This window comes from Falsiroseomonas sp. (genome assembly GCF_051860665.1).
In the GTDB taxonomy this organism is placed as follows: Bacteria; Pseudomonadota; Alphaproteobacteria; order Acetobacterales; family Acetobacteraceae; genus Falsiroseomonas.
The window spans coordinates 1-17423 of record NZ_JBHYDM010000052.1; the positions used below are offsets into that span (position 1 = coordinate 1).

General features: G+C 73.2%; 19 protein-coding genes. 7 read left to right on the top strand and 12 right to left on the bottom strand.

Annotated features, from left to right (window positions below):
• The 3 genes from ACTIF1_RS26050 to ACTIF1_RS26060 form a co-directional block, all read right to left on the bottom strand.
• Window positions 1–2880 (bottom strand): AAA family ATPase (locus tag ACTIF1_RS26050; protein WP_439599387.1); only part of this gene is annotated, 2880 nt, incomplete at its 3' end.
• A gap of 3 nt (window positions 2881–2883) precedes the next feature.
• Window positions 2884–3519, bottom strand: coding sequence for a thioredoxin domain-containing protein (locus ACTIF1_RS26055; protein WP_439599388.1), 636 nt, complete (start codon window positions 3517–3519; stop codon window positions 2884–2886).
• A 26-nt stretch (window positions 3520–3545) separates the two neighbouring features.
• Window positions 3546–4007: a DUF721 domain-containing protein gene (locus ACTIF1_RS26060; RefSeq protein WP_439599389.1), complete on the bottom strand. Its 462-nt coding sequence runs from the start codon at window positions 4005–4007 to the stop codon at window positions 3546–3548.
• A 2-nt stretch (window positions 4008–4009) separates the two neighbouring features.
• Here ACTIF1_RS26060 and ACTIF1_RS26065 point away from each other — a divergent pair, with 2 nt between their 5' ends.
• From ACTIF1_RS26065 to ACTIF1_RS26080, 4 genes are all read left to right on the top strand, one after another.
• A complete protein-coding gene (locus ACTIF1_RS26065; protein WP_439599390.1) occupies window positions 4010–5065 on the top strand; it encodes an A/G-specific adenine glycosylase in 1056 nt (351 codons plus the stop codon).
• A 67-nt stretch (window positions 5066–5132) separates the two neighbouring features.
• Window positions 5133–7214 carry a methyl-accepting chemotaxis protein gene (locus tag ACTIF1_RS26070; RefSeq protein ID WP_439599391.1) on the top strand — a complete coding sequence of 694 codons (2082 nt, stop codon included), beginning with the start codon at window positions 5133–5135 and terminating at the stop codon, window positions 7212–7214.
• Between the two features lie 72 nt (window positions 7215–7286).
• On the top strand, window positions 7287–8114 hold the full coding sequence (locus tag ACTIF1_RS26075; RefSeq protein WP_439599392.1) for a M48 family metallopeptidase: 828 nt from the start codon (window positions 7287–7289) through the stop codon (window positions 8112–8114).
• A 76-nt stretch (window positions 8115–8190) separates the two neighbouring features.
• Window positions 8191–8712 (top strand): biotin transporter BioY, encoded by a 522-nt coding sequence (locus ACTIF1_RS26080; protein WP_439599393.1) that lies wholly within the window; start codon window positions 8191–8193, stop codon window positions 8710–8712.
• 22 nt (window positions 8713–8734) lie between these two features.
• Here the strand turns inward: ACTIF1_RS26080 and ACTIF1_RS26085 are convergent, their stop codons facing one another.
• Window positions 8735–9823, bottom strand: coding sequence for a site-specific DNA-methyltransferase (locus tag ACTIF1_RS26085; RefSeq protein WP_439599394.1), 1089 nt, complete (start codon window positions 9821–9823; stop codon window positions 8735–8737).
• A gap of 91 nt (window positions 9824–9914) precedes the next feature.
• Complete coding sequence (locus tag ACTIF1_RS26090; protein WP_439599395.1) at window positions 9915–10586, bottom strand: ribonuclease HII; 672 nt, start codon at window positions 10584–10586, stop codon at window positions 9915–9917.
• Window positions 10587–10693: 107 nt separating this feature from the next.
• Here ACTIF1_RS26090 and ACTIF1_RS26095 point away from each other — a divergent pair, with 107 nt between their 5' ends.
• Complete coding sequence (locus tag ACTIF1_RS26095) at window positions 10694–10945, top strand: cupin domain-containing protein (RefSeq protein WP_439599396.1); 252 nt, start codon at window positions 10694–10696, stop codon at window positions 10943–10945.
• Window positions 10924–11175: a hypothetical protein gene (locus ACTIF1_RS26100; protein ID WP_439599397.1), complete on the top strand. Its 252-nt coding sequence runs from the start codon at window positions 10924–10926 to the stop codon at window positions 11173–11175. The genes ACTIF1_RS26095 and ACTIF1_RS26100 overlap by 22 nt, the downstream gene beginning before the upstream one ends.
• Window positions 11176–11179: 4 nt before the next feature.
• Here the strand turns inward: ACTIF1_RS26100 and ACTIF1_RS26105 are convergent, their stop codons facing one another.
• The 4 genes from ACTIF1_RS26105 to ACTIF1_RS26120 are packed head-to-tail and all read right to left on the bottom strand — an operon-like array spanning window position 11180 to window position 13613.
• Window positions 11180–11560 carry a hypothetical protein gene (locus ACTIF1_RS26105; protein WP_439599398.1) on the bottom strand — a complete coding sequence of 127 codons (381 nt, stop codon included), beginning with the start codon at window positions 11558–11560 and terminating at the stop codon, window positions 11180–11182.
• Window positions 11561–11614: 54 nt separating this feature from the next.
• A complete protein-coding gene (locus ACTIF1_RS26110) occupies window positions 11615–12385 on the bottom strand; it encodes a class I SAM-dependent methyltransferase (RefSeq protein ID WP_439599399.1) in 771 nt (256 codons plus the stop codon).
• A complete protein-coding gene (locus ACTIF1_RS26115; RefSeq protein WP_439599400.1) occupies window positions 12382–12960 on the bottom strand; it encodes a TIGR04282 family arsenosugar biosynthesis glycosyltransferase in 579 nt (192 codons plus the stop codon). Before ACTIF1_RS26115 ends, ACTIF1_RS26110 begins: the two co-directional genes overlap by 4 nt.
• Window positions 12957–13613, bottom strand: coding sequence for a TIGR04283 family arsenosugar biosynthesis glycosyltransferase (locus tag ACTIF1_RS26120; RefSeq protein ID WP_439599401.1), 657 nt, complete (start codon window positions 13611–13613; stop codon window positions 12957–12959). Before ACTIF1_RS26120 ends, ACTIF1_RS26115 begins: the two co-directional genes overlap by 4 nt.
• A gap of 128 nt (window positions 13614–13741) precedes the next feature.
• Here ACTIF1_RS26120 and ACTIF1_RS26125 point away from each other — a divergent pair, with 128 nt between their 5' ends.
• Window positions 13742–14827, top strand: coding sequence for a PA0069 family radical SAM protein (locus ACTIF1_RS26125; protein WP_439599402.1), 1086 nt, complete (start codon window positions 13742–13744; stop codon window positions 14825–14827).
• 6 nt (window positions 14828–14833) lie between these two features.
• On the opposite strand, the gene ACTIF1_RS26130 is transcribed toward ACTIF1_RS26125, so the two are convergent.
• From ACTIF1_RS26130 to ACTIF1_RS26140, 3 genes are read right to left on the bottom strand one after another with little or no spacing between them, the layout of a single operon-like run.
• Window positions 14834–15016: a hypothetical protein gene (locus tag ACTIF1_RS26130; protein ID WP_439599403.1), complete on the bottom strand. Its 183-nt coding sequence runs from the start codon at window positions 15014–15016 to the stop codon at window positions 14834–14836.
• Window positions 15017–15052: 36 nt separating this feature from the next.
• A complete protein-coding gene (locus ACTIF1_RS26135) occupies window positions 15053–16138 on the bottom strand; it encodes a malate/lactate/ureidoglycolate dehydrogenase (RefSeq protein WP_439599404.1) in 1086 nt (361 codons plus the stop codon).
• A 59-nt stretch (window positions 16139–16197) separates the two neighbouring features.
• Window positions 16198–17298, bottom strand: coding sequence for an ABC transporter ATP-binding protein (locus tag ACTIF1_RS26140; protein WP_439599405.1), 1101 nt, complete (start codon window positions 17296–17298; stop codon window positions 16198–16200).
• Window positions 17299–17423: the final 125 nt, after the last annotated feature.

Here is a 17423-nt window from a genome sequence, read left to right on the forward strand (position 1 = left end):
GGCGCGCAGCGCGGCGAGGTCCGGGGCGGCGGCGCGGGCGGCCTGGGCTTTTGCCAATGCGGCGGCCGCGGCGTCGCGCTCAGCGGTGATGCGGGCGAGTTCGGGGGTCAGCGCGGCCAGCCGGGCCGCGGCCTCCGCCGCGCGGGCGGCGAGGGCGCGGGCGGCATCGCGCGCGGCGGTCAACCGCTGTTCGGCGGCGCGGCGGGCTTCGCGCGCGGCGGATTCGGCGCGGGTTGCCGACAATTCCTCCGCCGCGGCGGCGCTGCGGGACTGGCGGGCAACGGCGGCATCGGGGGCTGCGGCGCGGGCGATGCGCGCAGCCTCCAGCGCCGCCGTCGCCGCCTGCATCTCCTGCTCCAGCCGGGCGAGCTGCGGCGCCAGGGCAGCGAGGCGCTGCTGCGCCTGCTGGTCGCGCGCCACCAGCCTGTCCAGCGCCGCCTGCGCCGCGCCCTGGCGGCGCTCGGCCTGGCTGCGCTGTTCGCGATGCCGCGCCTCGGCGCCGCGCGCTTCCTGCTCCGCCGCCGCGGCCTGGCTGCGCGCGGTGCTGGCGGCGCCGGCCGCGGCCTCGGCACTGTCCAGCCGCGCGCTGGCCGCCCGCAGGGCATTGCGCTGGGCGAGGCGGACGGCGCCGGGGGTGGGGATGCCGGGCAGCAGGCCCTGGCCATCCCAGCGCCAAACCGCGCCCTCCTCGGTCACCAGCGCCTGGCCGGGCTTCAGCAGTTTCTGGAGCGCGGCGCCATCCGCGCCCTTCGGCAGCAGGCCGATCTGCGACAAGGCGCGGGAGAGCGCATCCGGCGCCTCCACCAGCCGGGCCAGCGGCGTGGCGCCGGGCGGCAGGGCGGGCATGGGGTCGAGCGGCGGCAGGGCGCGCCAATGGCGCGGCGCCTCCGGGTCCAGCGCGGCGTCCAGCCCCTCCCCCATCGCGGCGCCGAGGGCGGCTTCGAGCCCTGGGGGCACGCCGATGCGGTCCAGCACCGCCTCCCCGCCGCCACCCACTTCGCGGGCCCGCAGCACCTCTGCCAGCGCCGCAGCCTCCGCCGCCGCGCGGGCGCGCAAAGCTTCGGCCTCGCTGGCCGCGGCGCGGGCGGCCTCGTGGCGGGACTGGGCGGCGGTGCGGGCCTTCTCCGCCGTCTCCAGCGCGGCGCGGGCTTCCGTCAGTGCGGCGGCGGCGGCGGTCGCCTCGGCCCGGGCGGCCGCCATTTCCGCTTCCGGCACGGCGCCGGCGCGCGCGGCGTCGCGTTCGGCGGCGAGGCGGCTGTGCTGCTCGGTGCCCCGGCGGACGGCGGTCTCGGCCGCCTGCAGTTCGGCGCTGGCACGGGATTCGGTGGCCTCGGCCTCCGCGGCCTGGCGCCGCGCCGCCTCATGCGCCGCCTGGGCGCCGCCGCGCGCGGCCTCGGCGGCGGAGAGCGCGGCCTCGGCCTCGGCCAGGGCAGACTCCGCCGTGCCGCTGCGCCCCGCGGCCTCCACCAGCGCCGCTTCCGGCACGACGGCGCGCTCGGCGGCGGCATGGTCCGCGGCAATCTTGGCAAACTGCTGGGCCAGCCGGTCGGCGCGGCCGCGGGCTTCGGCCTCGGCGGTGGCCAGGGCATTGGCCTGAGCGGCGGCCTCGGCGGCGGCTTCCGTGGCGCGATCGGCGGCCTCCGCGGCCGCAGCCACGGCGGCCGTTGCCTCCGCCTCCGCGCGCTCCGCATCCGCGCTGCGTCCGGGAAGCTCGGCGGAAATTCGAGAAAGTTCGTCGGCCTCGGCCTGGAGGCGGGCCTCGGCGGTATCGGCATCGGCCTCGACGCCGGCGGCGTGCTGCAGGTCGCGCGCCAGGGCGGCGTGGCGGGCCTCGGCGCCAGCCAGGGCTTCGCGGGCCCGGGCTTCCTCGGCGCCGAGCGTCTCGGCCTCCACGCGACGGCGTTCCAAAGCGGTGCGGGCGGCTCCCTCGGCCGCGCGGGGTCCGGGCAGGCCCTGTTCGGCGGCGAAGGCGCGGCGGGCGGCGGCCTCGGCGGCGGCCTCGGCCTGGGAGGTGGCGTGCCGCGCGGCGGCGAAGGCCTCGCGCGCGGTCGCCAGCGCGCCCTGGGCGCGAGCTCGGAGAATGGAAAGCCACTCCACCTCCGCCTCGCGCACCAGGCCCGAAAGATTGCGGTAGCGGGCAGCCTGGCGGGCCTGGCGTTGCAGGTTCTGCCGCCCGGCCTCCATCTGGCCGATCAGGTCCTCGGCGCGGCCCAGATTGTTCTCGGCCTGGCGCAGCTTGAGTTCGGCCTCGTGCTTGCGGGCGCGCAGGCCGGCGATGCCGGCGGCCTCCTCCAGCACCGCGCGGCGTTCCTCTGGCCTGGCCGAGATCAGGGCGGCGACGCGGCCCTGGCTGACCATGGCGGAGGAGCGCGCGCCGGAGCCGATATCGGCGAACATGGTCTGCACGTCGCGCGCGCGCAGTTCGCGGCCGTTCACCCGGAAGGAACTGCCCTCCCCGCGCGCGATTTTTCGCGAGATTTCAAGGTCGGTGGCTTCGGCATTCGGCGGCGGCGCCAGGCCGGCCGCCTCCTCCAGCACCAGCGTCACCTCGGCCAGGTTGCGGCCGGGGCGGGTGGAGGTGCCCGCAAAAATGATGTCGTCCATCTCGCCGCCGCGCATGGCCCGGGCATTGGTCTCGCCCATCGCCCAGCGCAGGGCTTCCACGACATTGGACTTGCCGCAGCCATTCGGGCCGACGATGCCGGTCAGCCCCGGCATCACCTCCACCACCGTGGGTTCGGCGAAGGACTTGAAGCCGGCGATGCGCAGCCGGGTCAGCCGCGCATGGCGCGCGGCCTCGGCCTGGGCCTCGCTGCGCGACTCCCCCTTGGCCGGCTCCTCCGGGGTCTCGCCCGTCTCGGGTGCCGGCACCGCCTCCATGGATCAGCGCGTCTCGGCGACCAGCGCGGCGAAGCGCGGGAAGGCGAGGTTGCCGGAGACCGGGCGATTGCCGAAGACGAAGGTCGGCGTGGCGGAGACATTGTGCTCCTGCTGCCCGGCGACCCGGGCGGCCAGGATGGCGCGCGCCAAAGCCTGGTCGGCCAGCACCTCGTCGTATTTCGGGCGGGACATGCCGGCCAGCGCGGCCACCTTGAACAGTTCCTCCCGCGGGTCGCCGCCGCGGGCGAAGGCCCAGCGGTCCTGGGTATTGAGCAGGGTGGAGATGAAGGGCTCGTAGCGCTCCACCGGCAGGCTGCGGGCGACCGCGGCGGCGGCCAGCGCCAGCCCATCCAGCGGGAAGTCGCGATAGACCATGCGCATCCGGCCGGTCTCGACTAGGTCCGACTTCACCTTCGGCCAGGTCTCGCGGTGGAAGGCGGCGCAATGGCCGCAGGTGAGGGAGAAGTACTCGATGACCGTCACCGGCGCATCGGCGCGGCCGACGCTGCGCTCGGTCATGCGGGGATCGTCGGCGGCCAGCGGCGGCGGGGTCGGCGCCGCGGGGGCTGCGCCCTGCGCGAAGGCGAGGCCCGGGGCCAGGCCGGCGGCGAGGGTCAGGACGGAACGGCGGTCGAGCATCTAGGCAGGCTCCCCGAAGGTCAGGTTCAGCGCTTTCGATAGACGCCGAGGGCCAGCTTTGCCAGTGCATCGCGCAATTCGCCCGCCGGCAGCTCGGCCAGCCGGGCGGTCACGGGGGCGGGCAGTTCCACCGGCCGGGGGCGCGGCGCGGCGCGGGCCGCGCCGGGGGGCGCCTGCTGCACGAAGCGCAGCCGCTCCACCGCGACCCGTCCGAAATGCGCATTGATCCGGCCGATCAGCTCCGGCGCCAGGTGCTGCAATTCCATGGCCACGGGGCCGGAGCAGGCGATCGTCAGCGTGCCGGCGGTAACGCGCAGCGGCTGGGTGGTGGCGGCCAGGGCGGGGCCCACGATATCCGCCCAGTCCGCCATCAGCTGGGCGCCGGCCGGGCTGCGCTTGCGGAAGGCCGGGCGGGTCAGGCGGGGAATCAGCGCCGAAAGCGGCAGGGGGGCTGTCGGGAATCGCCGGTGATCGCCATCCTGCGCCATAAGTGACCCCTCCTTCCGCCCCCGACCCTGCGCTGCTGCTGGCCTGGTATGACCGGCATCGCCGGGTCCTGCCCTGGCGCGTCACCGCCGGCCGGCCCGACCCCTACCGGGTCTGGCTCTCCGAGGTGATGCTGCAGCAGACCACGGTGGCCGCCGTCGGCCCCCGCTATACACGATTCCTCGCCCGATTCCCCGATGTGCAGGCGCTGGCCGCGGCGGGGTGGGAGGAGGTGGCGGAGGAATGGGCCGGCCTCGGCTACTACGCCCGTGCGCGCAACCTGCATGCGGGCGCCAAGGCGCTGGCCGCGCAGGGCTTTCCGGAGACGGAGGAAGGGCTGCGCGCGATTCCGGGCATCGGCCCCTATACCGCGGCGGCGGTGGCGGCGATCGCCTTCGGGGCGCCGGTGGTGCCGGCGGATGGCAATGTGGAGCGCGTCGCCGCCCGCGTCTTCCGGGTGGAAACGCCGCTGCCGGCGGCGAAGAAGCAGCTGGCCTCGCTCGCCCAGGGCTGGATGCAGGCCGCGGCGGCCCGCGCCCGGCCGGGGGATTTCGCCCAGGCGCTGTTCGACCTCGGCGCCACCATCTGCACGCCGCGCAACCCGGCCTGCGCGCTGTGCCCCTGGCGCGAAGGCTGCGCCGCCCAGGCGGCGGGCGTGCAGGCGGAGCTGCCCCGCAAGACGCCGAAGGCCGCCCGGCCGACGCGCCATGGCACGCATTTCCTGCTGGTCGATCCGGCCGGCCAGATCCTGGTGCGCCGCCGGCCGGAAAAGGGGCTGCTGGGCGGCATGCTCGAAATTCCCGGCACGCCCTGGCGCGCCGAAGCCTGGGTGGAGGCGAAGGCCCTGGCGCATGCCCCCCTCCCCGTCCCCACCTGGCGGCGCCTGGCCGGGGAGGCGCGGCACGGCTTCACCCATTTCGAGCTGCGCATGACGCTGCTGGCGGCCGACCTGCCGGCCGCGACCGAACTGCCCGGCTACGCCTGGATGGAGGCCGGCGCCGCCCGTGCGGCCATGCCCAGCGTCATGCACCGCCTGCTGGACCTCTGGGATCCAGGCTGAGCGCATTCAGCCCGCGGAAAGACCTGGCCCGGTAGGATCGTCCCGAATTCGATTGTCCGGGACGCAGATGCGCATCAAGACCCTGTTCACCCTCGCCATGCTGGGCATCGCCGCCGTCGGCGCCGCGGTCGGTGGCACGCTGGCCTTCGGCCAGTGGCAGCGCCGCGCCGCCGCGATCGAGGCCACGGCGCTGACCGGGGCCTCCGCCAGCCTGCTGCGCCTGACCGAGGCCATGGCCATCGAGCGCGGCAACTGGGTGATCCGGATGAATTCCACCACCCCCGCGGATGCCGCGCTGCTGGGCCGGCTGACCACGCTGGAGCAGGCGACGGATGCCGCCCTGGCCCAGGCGCTGTCCGGGCTGCGGCAGGCCGCCCAGCCCGCGATGGAGGCACAGCTGCGGGAGGTCGAGGCCATGGCCGCGCGCCTGGCCGCGCTGCGCGGCCCGACGCGCGCCGCCGCGGTGCTGCCGATCGCCGACCGCGCCGCGGATGTGCGCGCCCGGCCGCTGCAGGTCTATAACGCGCTGCTCGACCAGGTCACCGCGGCACTGGACGGCGCCCATCGCGGCATCGCCAGCCTCGGCGGCGGGCTGGAAATGCCGATGCTGGTGGCCAGGCTCAGCTGGGACCTGCGCGATGCCGGCAGCCGGATGATCACCGTCATCGCCACCGCCCGCGGCAATGCCCGCGCCCTGACGCCGGCGCAGCTCGAGATCATCGCCGGCTCCATGCGCGTGCTGGAGAACAACTGGCGGCAGCTGCGGCTGCTGGCCGGGCTGCTGGGCAATCCGCCGCGCCTGGCCGCGGCGGTGGAGGATGTGGACCGCCGCTTCTTCGGCGAGGCCATGACGAAGATCGAGGCGCTGGTCGCCGCCGGCCGCGTCGGCGGCACCTATCCGATGGACAGCGACACCTTCACCGCCTTCGCCACCCCGGCGCTGCAGATCCTGCTGGTGGTGCGCGACGCGGCGCTGGAGGAAGCCGCCGCCATGGCCACGGCGCAGGAGCAGGAGGCCACCGCGACGCTGGCGCTGGAAGGCCTGCTGACCGGCCTCGCCGGCCTGCTGCTGGCGGCGCTCAGCGTGGTGCTGGTGCGGCGGGTGGTGTCGCCGGTGGTGCAGCTGACCGGCACCGTGCAGGCGCTGGCGCAGGGCGACAATGCCGTCGCCGTGCCCTGCCAGGGCCGCCGCGACGAGATCGGCACCATGGCCGGCGCCGTCGAGGTGCTGCGCCGGAATGCCGAGACCGCGCGCCAGATGGCGGCCCAGGCGGCCGCCGAACAGGCGGAGAAGATGCAGCGCGCCGAGGCGACGCAGCAGCTGGTGCGCCGCTTCGAGACGGAGGTGGCGACGGTGCTGGAGGCGGTGGCCGGCGCCGCCGCGCCGCTGGATGCCACGGCGGACCGGCTCGGCCAGGCCGCCAGCCTGGCGCGCAGCCAGGCCGAAGGCATGGCCATGGCCGCCGGCGCGGCGGCGGGCAATGTGCAGACCGTCGCGACCTCGGCCGAGGAGCTCGCGAGTTCCATCGCCGAGGTGGCGCGCCAGGTGGCCGACAGCGCCCGCATCGCCCAGCGCGCGGCAGTCGATGCGCGCCAGACCGATGCCGCCATGGGCGGGCTGACCGAGGTGGCGACGCGGATCGGCGACGTGGTGGGCCTGATCCAGTCCATCGCCGGCCAGACCAACCTGCTGGCGCTGAACGCGACCATCGAGGCCGCCCGGGCCGGCGAGGCCGGCAAGGGCTTTGCGGTGGTGGCCGGGGAGGTGAAGGCGCTCGCCTCGCAGACCGCCAAGGCCACCGAGCAGATCGGCGCGCAGATCGGCGCCATGCAGGCAGAGACCTCCCGCGCGGTGCAGGCCATCCGCGGCATCGGACAGACCATCGAGGAGCTTGCCAATATCGCCACCCAGGTCGCCGCGGCGGCCGAGGAGCAATCCTCCGCCACGCAGGAGATCGGCCGCGCCGTGGCGGAAGCCGCCGCCGGCACGGACCAGGTGACGCGCCAGACGGCCGAGGTGATGGAGGGCGCGGAAGCGACCGCCGCCGCCACCGGCGGGCTGCGCGATGCCTCCGCCGGCCTGTCGCGGCAGGCGGATGCGCTGCGCCAGCAGGTGTCGGGCTTCCTCACCGCGATCCGGGCCGGGTGATCGTTTCGATCGGCGCTTGAATCAACCCCTGCGCGCATGTCACCCTGGCCTTCTCGATCCGAGGTAGGGGCGATGCAGGGAAGGAGATGGGTCTGCCAAGGCGTGCTGGCAGGGCTGGCGGCCGGCCTCTGCGGCTGCGCCGGCGCGCTGCGGCCAAGCCCCAGGCCGGAGGCCGAGGCGCTGGAGCAGGCGCGGGCGGAGGTGGCGCGGGCCACCGCGACCCCGCGCCGCATCCTCGCCCCCGGCGAGGTCAGCGCAACGCTGGACCGCATCGCGCGCCGGCTGAATCCGCCGGCGCTCGCGATCTGCGAGGAGATCGGCCGCAACCGCTGCGACTGGTTCATCCGCGCCTCGCGCGCCACCTCCCTGAATGCGGCGGCCGGGCTGGACGGACGCGTCGTGATCCAGCGCGGCGTGCTGGACTATGCGGCGAATGATGACCAGGTGGCGCTGGTGATGGCGCATGAGCTGGCGCATCACGCGGCCGACCATGTGGCGCAGGGTGCCACCAACCACGCTGTCGGCGCCGGCATCGCCTCCGCCGTCATGGCGGTGGCGGTGGTGGTGGGCGCCGCGGCCGGCAGCCGCGCCAGCCCCACGACGAATCGCCGCAGCATCGAGGGCGCGGGCGATTCCGGCGGGCGGCTCGGCCAGCTGCTGTTCAGCCGGGGGCAGGAGAGCGAGGCCGACCGGCTGGGCGCGCTGATCCTCTACCGCGCCGGCTACGACCTGGATGCGGCGCGCGGCATGCTGCTGACCATGGCCCGCCTGTCCCGGCGGCGGGAGACGGGGCTGTTCGACAGCCATCCGGCGGGGCCGGACCGCCTGGCCGCCTATGACGCCACGGTGGCGGAGCTGCGCGCCAGCCGGGGGCGGTTGGCGGTCCGGCCGGAAGGCTGAGGCGGCGACGCCGGAAGGCCTGGACAGCCGCCCGGGGCGGCGCCACACCGGGCGCTCATTTGCACGGAGACCCGCCATGGCCCTCGCCCTGACCACCGCCCGCCCGACCCTGCGCCTGGCCGGCATCGCGCTGCTCGGCTCCTGGCTGCTGGCGGCCTCGGCCCAGGTCAGCCTGCCGATGTGGCCGGTGCCGGCCACGCTGCAGAGCCTGGCGGTACTGCTGCTGGGCGCGCTCGGTGGCCCGGCGGCCGGGCTTGCGGCCGTGCTGGCCTATCTGGCGCAGGGCGCCATGGGCCTGCCGGTCTTCGCCAATGGCGCGGCCGGGCCGGCGGCGCTGATCGGGCCGACCGGCGGCTACCTGCTGGGCTTCGCGCTGGCCGCCTGGCTGGCCGGCTTCGCCCGCGGCCAGGGTTTTGCGCGCCAGGCGGTGGTGCTGCTGGCGGCGCATCTGCTTCTGTTCGTGCCCGGCGTCGCCTGGCTTTCCGGCTATGTCGGCCTGGCGCGCGCCTTCGAGGCGGGCTTCCTGATGTTCGTGCCGGGCACGCTGGTGAAGACGGCGCTGGCGCTGGCGCTGCTGCGGGCCCTGGCGCGGCGCTGACGCCTTCGCCCCGGGGGGGCGTTCAGCCCCCCTGGGCCACGATTTCCTGCCGGAACTCGTCGATCAGCCGCAGCCGGCCGTCGCGGGTCTCCACATGCCAGAAGGTCCAGCCATTGCAGGACGGCGCCGCCTGCAGCTCCGCCCCCACCTTGTGGATGGAGCCCGTGGCGGCGCCGCAGCGCAGCGTGGCATCCGCGCCCACCGTGGCGCGCCAGCGGCGGTTGCGGTCCACCAGCGTGCTGCCGGCCGGCACCAGGCCGCGCTCCACCAGCACGCCGAAGGCAATCCGCGGCTGTTCCCGCTTGCCGGGCAGGGCCAGCGCCACACCCTCATCCATCGGCTCCACCAGCTTCAGCCGGGCCTCGGAGGCCGCGGCATAGACCGGGTCACGCTCGATGCCGATATAGCGGCGGCCGAGGCGCTTCGCGGCGGCGGCCGTGGTGCCGGTGCCGGAGAAGGGGTCCAGCACCACCTCCCCCGCCATGGTGCAGGCCAGCAGCACGCGGTGCAGCAGCGCCTCCGGCTTCTGGGTGGGGTGCAGCTTGGCGCCGTCCTCCCCGCGCAGGCGTTCCCCACCGGTGCAGAGCGGAAAATACCAGTCGCTGCGCATCTGCACGTCGTCGTTCAGCGACTTCATGGCGGCGTAGTTGAAGCGGTAGCGGGATTCCGGCCCGCGCGCCGCCCAGATCATCGTCTCATGCGCATTGGTGAAGCGGCGGCCCCGGAAGTTCGGCATGGGGTTGGCCTTGCGCCAGACCACGTCGTTCAGGATCCAATAGCCCAGGTCCTGCATGGTGGCGCCCAGGCGGAAGACGTTGTGGTAGCTGCCGATCACCCACATGGTGCCGTCCTTGCGCAGCACGCGGCGGCATTCCGTCATCCATTCGCGGGTGAAGGCATCATAGGCCGCGAAGCTGGCGAACTGGTCCCAGGCATCGTCGACGCCATCCACCACGCTGTCATCCGGCCGCCGCAGTTCCCCCTTCAACTGAAGGTTGTAGGGCGGGTCGGCGAAGATCATATGCACCGAGGCCGGCGGCAGGCGCTTCAGCGTCGCGATGCAGTCGCCGACCAGCACCTCGTCCAGCGGCAGGTCGAGTCCTGTCCCCATCGTTTCGCCATGGTCCCCCGAGTCGCAGCGGCAAGATGCGCGGCGCGGAGTCGCGCCGTCAACCGAGCCGCCGGAAAACCTTTGGAATGCCCTATGCCGCCGCCCCGGCAAGCTGCGGCTGCGCCGCCAGCATGGGCAGCCAGGCCTGGTCCACCGGGGCGAAGCCGCGACGGTGATGCGGCGTGGGGCCGAGGCGGGCCAGGCAGTCCCGGTGCTCCGGCGTGGCATAGCCCTGGTGGCGCCCAAAGCCCCAGGCCGGGAAGCGGCGATCCAGCCGGGCCATGGCGCGGTCGCGCGTGACCTTGGCGAGGATGGAGGCGGCGGCGATGGACAGGCTCAGCGCATCGCCCCCCACCACGCAGCGGAAGCCGAGGCGCGGGACGCAGCCGGGCAGAGCCGGGGCCATATTGCCGTCGATCAGCGCCAGGTCGCAGGGCGCGCGCAGCCGCCACAGGGCGCGGGCCATGGCGAGGTGGCTGGCGCGCAGGATATTGAGGCGGGCGATCTCCGCCACGCTGGCGGCGGCCACGGCGTAGTCCAGCTGGCCCAGCCGCGCGGCCTCGACCAGCGCGGCGAAGGCCAGGTCGCGGCGGGCGGCGTTCAGCTTCTTGCTGTCATCCAGCAGCGCCGCGAGCGCGCCGCAGGGCGGGCCCGCGAAGACCACGGCGGCGGCCAGCACCGGGCCGGCCAGCGGCCCGCGCCCAGCCTCGTCCACGCCCGCGACGCGGCCACCCGCTTCCGATTCGAGGCTGTAATCCGGCATGGCCCAGCCATAGAGCCTTTGGGGCCGCGGGGGAATCCATCACCGCAGCCGGGCAACCGGTGGCGCGCGCACCGCGTTCGGCTGGCTGGACAGAGGGAACGACGATCATGCCGAGCTTGCAGGTGGCGGCGGACGAGGTGGAACCGATGCCCTTCGTCATACCGGGCGCGACGGGCGGCAGCTTCCGGATCCAGGTGCTGAACGAGGATGCGGCGGCCGGGGTGGTGACCACGATCGTGCATATCCCGGCCGGCGGGCGGATTCCGGCGCATCGCCACCAGGCCGGCGCCGAGATGCACTTTTTGCTCGAGGGCGACCTATGGAGGCCGGGCAGGAGGTGGCCGTCGGCACCTGCCTGACGCATGCCGCCGGCATTTTGCATGGCCCGCACGAAAGCCGCGATGGCGCCCGGTTGCTGACGGTGCAGAGCTGGCAGTCGCATCACGGCGACTTCGACTTCGAACCCGCCGAGAATGCCCCGGCGGACCCGAGCCAGGGCAGCGAGGGCAGGACTCAGCCGGTGGACCAGGCGGCGCAGGAGGCGGCGCGGCGGGAGGCTGCCGAGCCCGAGCACCGCGGCTACAGCTGAAGCCTCAGCTGGCCCGCCGTTCCGCCTGCCGCAGCGCGACGCAGAGGCGGGAGAAGGCGTACCAGAAGGGGCCATGCCCCACCGGCCCCTGCCCCGGCGCCGCATCCGCGCCCACCGGATCGCCGCGCCGCAGCAGGCCGAGCCGGTTCTCGAAGCGGCCGCGCATATTCTCCAGGAAGGTGGCGGTGGCGGCCATGTAGTGCTCCAGCATCTCGGCCGCGATCTCGATCTCGGCCAGGGCACGGCCCTCGGTGGTGAGGGACTTCAGGCTGCGGCTGTCGGCGGCGAGCGCCAGGTGCAGGCGGTGCAACTCTGCCAGGTGGCGCGCGATGGATTGCCGGATCTCGCGCGCCGCATCGGGCCGGCTGGGGTCGCTGTCGGGCATGGACGGTGCCTCCTGTTTGGGCGCAAGCCTGCGCCGCAAGGCCTTGCCACGGGGTTAAGCCCGGCCCCAGATCGCAAAGACGCGGTGCGGCACCACAAGCGGGTCCGCGGGGAAGCGGGCGTCCAGCATGGCGGCGAGTTCGGCGTCAAAGCGCGCCACCGCCGTGCTGTCCAGCGCGCCGCCCACGCCGGCCGAGGCGCGGATGCGGCCACGCCAATCCGCCCGGCTGTAGAGTGCTTCGTGGTCGAAGCCGGCGAAGGCAATGTCGCGGAAACCGGCCAAGGCCAGGTCCGTGGCCCAGGCCGGGTAGAAGCCGGTGCCGCGGCCCATGCGCCAATGCGGGTTATGCGCCTCGATCAGCCATTCGGTCGCATGCGCCACATTGCCGGGCAGCGGGATCCAGTCGAAGTGGCAGATCACCAGCGCGCCGCCCGGCTTCAGCACGCGCCGCGCCTCCGCCGCCGCCAGGCCGCGGTCGAACCAGTGCCAGGACTGGCCGGCGGTGACGAGATCATAATGCCCGGCCGGCTGGTCCGTGCGTTCCGCCAGGCCCTCGGCGAAGCGGGCATGCTCGGCAAGCCCCTGTTCCACGGCTAGGCGGCTGGCGGCGGCCACCTGGCCCGGGGCGGGATCGAGCCCCAGCACGCTGGCCCCGCGCGCCGCCATGCCTCGCGCCAAAGTGCCGGTGCCGGTGCCGAGGTCGAGCGCGGCGATGCCGGGGCGCAGCAGGGCGTGCTGCGTCAGAAGGTCATAGAACCCGTCCGGGAATCCCTGGCGATGCCGGGCATAGTCGGCGCTGGTCCTGCTCCAGTCGGGGTTGGTCATGCGGCGCGCATCCTGAGGGCGATGAGGTCCTTGGCCGTGTCGACATCCCGCAGGGGCCGCAGCAGGGCGACGGGACGACCGGCGAAATTGGCCAGCGTATCGGCCAGCGCGTGGCGGGTGGACCAGCGCACCCTCGCAAAGGGTCCTTGGGGGCGGCGCGGGCCCATGCCGACCAGCCAGTAGCCGCCGTCGACCGCCGGGCCGAAGACCGCCTGGACGCGGCCGAGCGCGCGGAAGGCGGCGGCGATATCGGCGGCGCGGATGCCGGGGATGTCGCTGCCCACCAGCACCACGCGGCGATGCGGCGCCATGGCGCGGGCCATGCGCTGGCCGAGGTCGCCCTGCCCCTGCGGCCGCACCGGCACGCGGCGTGGCCAGCGGGCGCGGGCGCGATCGGGGGTTACCACGATCTGCGTGGTCCAGCGCCGATCGCGCGCCACGGCGCCGAGCAGCGCGGCGAGCTGGCCGCGATAGAAGCGCAGCGTCGCCATGGCGCCGATGCCGCGCGCGAGCCGGCGCTTCAGCGTGCCGAGCCGCGGCGCCCGGGCGAAGACCAGCAGCGTATCCCCCCTCATCCGCGTGGCCTTCCCGCATAGATCCGCGCGATGATGCGGGGCGGGACGCCGAGGGTGAAGAGGCCAAGGCAGGTCAGGTTGCGTGCGGAACGGGCCAGCCAGCCATCCCGCCGCCAGCGCTCGGCGCTGGTCACCGCCGCCACCGGAAGGGCGCGCAGCCTGGCACGGCCGAGGCGGCGGATGAGGTCCACATCCTCCATCAGCGGCAGCGGGCGCATCCCGCCGACCTCGGCGAGGAGGTCGCGATGGATCAGCAGCCCCTGGTCGCCATAGGGCAGGCCGAGCACCCGGCAGCGCCAGGCGACGGCGCGCTCCAGCCGGCGCGCCGGGGGGCTGTCGTCGTCCAGGGCGAAGCGGAAATAGTGGGCGCGGCCGGGCTCGGCCATGGCGCGGGCCACCGCCTCCGCCCAGCCCGGGGCCAGGCGCGTATCCGCATGCAGCAGCAGCAGCCAGGGGTTCTGGGCGGCCGCGATGCCGGCGGCCAGCTGGCTGCCGCGGCCGCGCGGTGCGGCGATGACACGCGCGCCGGCGGCGGCCTGCGCCGTGCGATCCGTGCTGCCGCCATCGACCACCAGAACCTCCGCCGCCGCCCCGCCGAGAGCCGCCAGGGTGCCGGGCAGGCTGGCGGCCGCGTCGAGGGCGGGAATCACCACCGAGAGCCCCCTTATTCGCATTTTGTTCTTGACGATCTGCCGCAAGATGGCTTGAGATGCATGAGAACAAACCAGGAATTGAGGATCGGGCGATGCCGGATGGAGCAGGTTACGGAGGAGCTACCACGATGCCCTCCCTGGCCCGCAAGGGCCGGGGCGCCGTCACCAATCCGGGCGTCCGCTACGAATCCAGCCATTCCGAACTCTACGACGATGGCTGGGGCACGCTGGACGCGGATTTCGCAGCCCTGCCGCCGCTGGCCACCACGCTGACGCAGGACCATGCGCGCAGCGCCCTGTCCTGGAACGACAGCCCCGACCTCGGCTTCGACCGGTCGCTGAACCCCTATCGCGGCTGCGAGCACGGCTGCGTCTACTGCTATGCGCGACCCGCCCATGCCTATGTCGGCATGTCGCCGGGGCTCGATTTCGAAACCAAGCTGATGTTCAAGCCGAACCTGCCGGAGCTGCTGGAGAAGGAACTCTCCAAACCGGGCTATGAAGCGCGGCCGGTGGCGCTGGGGGCGAATACTGACCCCTACCAGCCGGTGGAACGCACGCTGGGCATCACGCGGCGGGTGCTGGAGGTGCTGGAGCGTTTCGGCCACCCGGTCACCATCGTCACCAAGGGCGCGCTGGTGACGCGCGACCTCGACATCCTGACGCGGCTGGCGGAGCGCAACCTGGTGCATGTCTGCCTCTCGGTCACCACGCTCGACATGAAGCTGGCCCGCGTCATGGAGCCTCGTGCCGCCAATCCGCTGAAGCGCCTGGCGGCAGTGACGGAGCTGGCGCGCGCCGGCATTCCGGTCGGCGTGCTGGCCGCACCGATGATCCCGGCGCTGAACGACATGGAGATGGAGCGCATCCTGGAAGCCGCCGCCAGCGCCGGCGCCAGCCATGCTGGCTATGTGCTGCTGCGCCTGCCGCTGGAGATCAAGGCCATGTTCGAGGCCTGGCTCAACCAGCACCATCCGGACCGCGCCGCGCGTGTGCTGGCCCTGGTGCGGGAGACGCGGGGCGGGCGCCTGTATGACGCCCGCTTTGGCCAGCGCCAGACCGGCACCGGCCCCTATGCGGAGCTGCTGGCCCAGCGCTTCCGCATGGCGCTGCGCCGCTACGGGCTGGACGGGCGCAAGACCATGCGCGGGTCGCTGGACTGCAGCCAGTTCCGTGCGCCCAAGGCCCCGGCGCGGCAGATGGAGCTGCTGTAGCCGCCCCTACATGCGCCGGATCGGCACGCGGTTGGTGGTGGCCCAGTCCGGCCAGCCGATGAACTTCTCCACCAGCACCAGCGCCGCGGCCACCACCAGCACCACGATGATGATCCAGACGGTGCGGCGGGAGGGCGGATGGCGCAGCCACTGCGCCATCCGGATCAACACGCGGGTCATGAGGTCCATGGCCCGCTATCGCACCTCTGTCGCCCGCGGGCAAAACTACCCGTTCGTCGGCACGCCCAGCCGCCGCGCCACCTGCAGGATGCTCTCCCAGGTATCCGGCTGCAGCGGCACGCCATGCGCCAGCCGATCGGCGCGGGTCTGCGCCTCCTTGTCCCCGGGCGCCAGGACCGGGCTGGCCGGATCGGCCGGCGCCGTCTCCATCACCCAGTCGACATAGGCACGGCCCGTCGCCTCGAACTCCGCCTGCGTCCCGAAATGCCTGGGCGAGACGTAGAAGCTCAGCATGCCATTGGCGATGCGGCCGCGCGCCTCCACCGGGCCCGATGTGCCGCCGCCGGTCAGGGCGCCGGCCAGCATCTCGCACATAAAGGCAAGCCCGCTGCCCTTGTGCTCGCCGAAGGCGCGGATCGCGCCCTTGCCGTTGGACGGATTGCGCGGCCCGATCTGCGGATAGTCGCCGTAGAGCGTGTGCGGATCCGCGGAAAGCCGGCCATCCGGCTCGATCAGCGCATCATGCGGCAATTCCTTGCCGCCGTTGGAGGCCACCAGCACCTTGCCCTCCGCCACCAGCGAAGTGGCGAAATCCAGGATCAGCGGCCGGCCCGGCAGCGGCACGCCGACACTGAAGGGCGCCGTGGAGAACCGCCGCTCCACGCCCCCGAAGGGCGCCACCAGCACGCTGCCCGCGACATTCACGAAATGCACCGAGATCAGCCCGGCCGCGATCGCCTTCTCCGAATACTCGCCGACCCGGCCGATATGCCCCGCATTGCGCAGCCCGACCACGGCAATGCCATGCTGCAGCGCCCGCGCGATGCCGAGTTCCACCGCCTGCGGCGCCACCGTCTGGCCGAAGCCGAATTTTCCGTCGAGCAGCGCGAAGCAGCCGCCATCGGTGACAACCTCCGCCGTCTGGCCCTTCAGCACGAAGCCGGCCTCCAGCCACTCCACATAGCGCGGCACCCGCGCCACGCCGTGGCTGTCATGCCCCGCCAGATTGGCGCCCAGCAGATGCGTGCTGATGCGCGTGGCCTCCGCGCCGTCGCAGCCCGCGGCGCCAAAGATCTTCGTCACCACGTCTTCGAGCGCGGGGGCGGGTACGGTCACATATTGCGCGGCCATGCTGTCTCTCGGCTGTGTTTCCTGCCGCCAGTCTAGGCCCGGCCCGCGCCGCCGTGAACCTACAGCACCAACCCGCTGACGGGGTCGATCAGATGCATGTGGTTGAGGTCCGCCGCCAGCTGCATGGGCCGGCCTGGCTCCGCCGGCGTCGTCGGGTCGATGCGAGCGCAGATCTCGGCACCCTGCATCCAGAAATGCACCAGCGTTTCCATGCCCATCGGCTCGATCACCTCCGGCGTCACCTCGAAGACCGCGATATTGTCGCGGTCGAGGTTCTTGGGCTCCGTCAGGTGCTCCGGCCGGATGCCGAACAACACCTCCCGCCCCGCCGCGGCCTGGTAGCGCGCCGTGCGATCCGCCGGCACCGGCAGCACGATGCCGTTCGGCAGGTTCAGCCGCAGCGCGCCCGACCCATTCTCCACCGTCGCCGGGAAGAAATTCATCGCCGGGCTGCCGATGAAGCCCGCGACGAAGCGCGTCTTCGGATGATGATACAATTCCTGTGGCGGCCCCACCTGCTCGATCACGCCGTGATTCATCACCACCACGCGGTCCGCCAGCGTCATCGCCTCCACCTGGTCATGCGTCACATAGACCGTGGTGGTGCGCACCGTCTGATGCACCTTCTTGATCTCGGTCCGCATCTGCACGCGCAGCTTGGCATCCAGGTTCGACAAGGGCTCATCGAACAAGAACACCTTTGGATCGCGCACGATGGCCCGCCCCATCGCCACGCGCTGCCGCTGCCCGCCCGACAAGGCCTTCGGCTTGCGCTGCAACAAGGCCTCGATATCCAGAATCCGCGCCGCATTGTTCACGCGCTTGGCGATCTCCTCCTTCGCGAACTTCCGCAAAGTCAGACCAAAGGCCATGTTCTCGTAGACCGACATATGCGGATACAGCGCATAATTCTGGAACACCATCGCAATATCCCGGTCGCGCGGCGGAATGTCATTCACCACCGTGCCACCGATCGCGATCTCGCCCGAGGTGATCTCCTCCAACCCCGCGATCATCCGCAAGGTCGTGGACTTCCCACAGCCCGAAGGCCCCACCAAAACGACGAACTCATGATCCGCAATCTCGAGATCAATGCCCTTCACCGCCTGGACATTGCCCTCATAGGCCTTGACCACCTTGCGGACCGAAACCTGAGCCATGTCGAAACCCCTAGCAGGATGAGGATGGATGCGGGCGGCGCGGGTGGCTTTGCAGGGAGGGCGCTGCCCTCCCTGCACCCTCCCGCGAAGGGGCAGTGGCCCCTTCGAACCCATGGATGAGGGGT

Bases quoted from the DNA above. Each gene is read 5' to 3' on its own strand.
- ACTIF1_RS26055 (WP_439599388.1), bottom strand. From the start codon at position 3,519: ATGCTCGACCGCCGTTCCGTCCTGACCCTCGCCGCCGGCCTGGCCCCG.
- ACTIF1_RS26060 (WP_439599389.1), bottom strand. From the start codon at position 4,007: ATGGCGCAGGATGGCGATCACCGGCGATTCCCGACAGCCCCCCTGCCG.
- ACTIF1_RS26070 (WP_439599391.1), top strand. From the start codon at position 5,133: ATGCGCATCAAGACCCTGTTCACCCTCGCCATGCTGGGCATCGCCGCC.
- ACTIF1_RS26075 (WP_439599392.1), top strand. From the start codon at position 7,287: ATGCAGGGAAGGAGATGGGTCTGCCAAGGCGTGCTGGCAGGGCTGGCG.
- ACTIF1_RS26080 (WP_439599393.1), top strand. From the start codon at position 8,191: ATGGCCCTCGCCCTGACCACCGCCCGCCCGACCCTGCGCCTGGCCGGC.
- ACTIF1_RS26085 (WP_439599394.1), bottom strand. From the start codon at position 9,823: ATGGGGACAGGACTCGACCTGCCGCTGGACGAGGTGCTGGTCGGCGAC.
- ACTIF1_RS26090 (WP_439599395.1), bottom strand. From the start codon at position 10,586: ATGCCGGATTACAGCCTCGAATCGGAAGCGGGTGGCCGCGTCGCGGGC.
- ACTIF1_RS26095 (WP_439599396.1), top strand. From the start codon at position 10,694: ATGCCGAGCTTGCAGGTGGCGGCGGACGAGGTGGAACCGATGCCCTTC.
- ACTIF1_RS26105 (WP_439599398.1), bottom strand. From the start codon at position 11,560: ATGCCCGACAGCGACCCCAGCCGGCCCGATGCGGCGCGCGAGATCCGG.
- ACTIF1_RS26110 (WP_439599399.1), bottom strand. From the start codon at position 12,385: ATGACCAACCCCGACTGGAGCAGGACCAGCGCCGACTATGCCCGGCAT.
- ACTIF1_RS26115 (WP_439599400.1), bottom strand. From the start codon at position 12,960: ATGAGGGGGGATACGCTGCTGGTCTTCGCCCGGGCGCCGCGGCTCGGC.
- ACTIF1_RS26125 (WP_439599402.1), top strand. From the start codon at position 13,742: ATGCCCTCCCTGGCCCGCAAGGGCCGGGGCGCCGTCACCAATCCGGGC.
- ACTIF1_RS26130 (WP_439599403.1), bottom strand. From the start codon at position 15,016: ATGGACCTCATGACCCGCGTGTTGATCCGGATGGCGCAGTGGCTGCGC.
- ACTIF1_RS26135 (WP_439599404.1), bottom strand. From the start codon at position 16,138: ATGGCCGCGCAATATGTGACCGTACCCGCCCCCGCGCTCGAAGACGTG.
- ACTIF1_RS26140 (WP_439599405.1), bottom strand. From the start codon at position 17,298: ATGGCTCAGGTTTCGGTCCGCAAGGTGGTCAAGGCCTATGAGGGCAAT.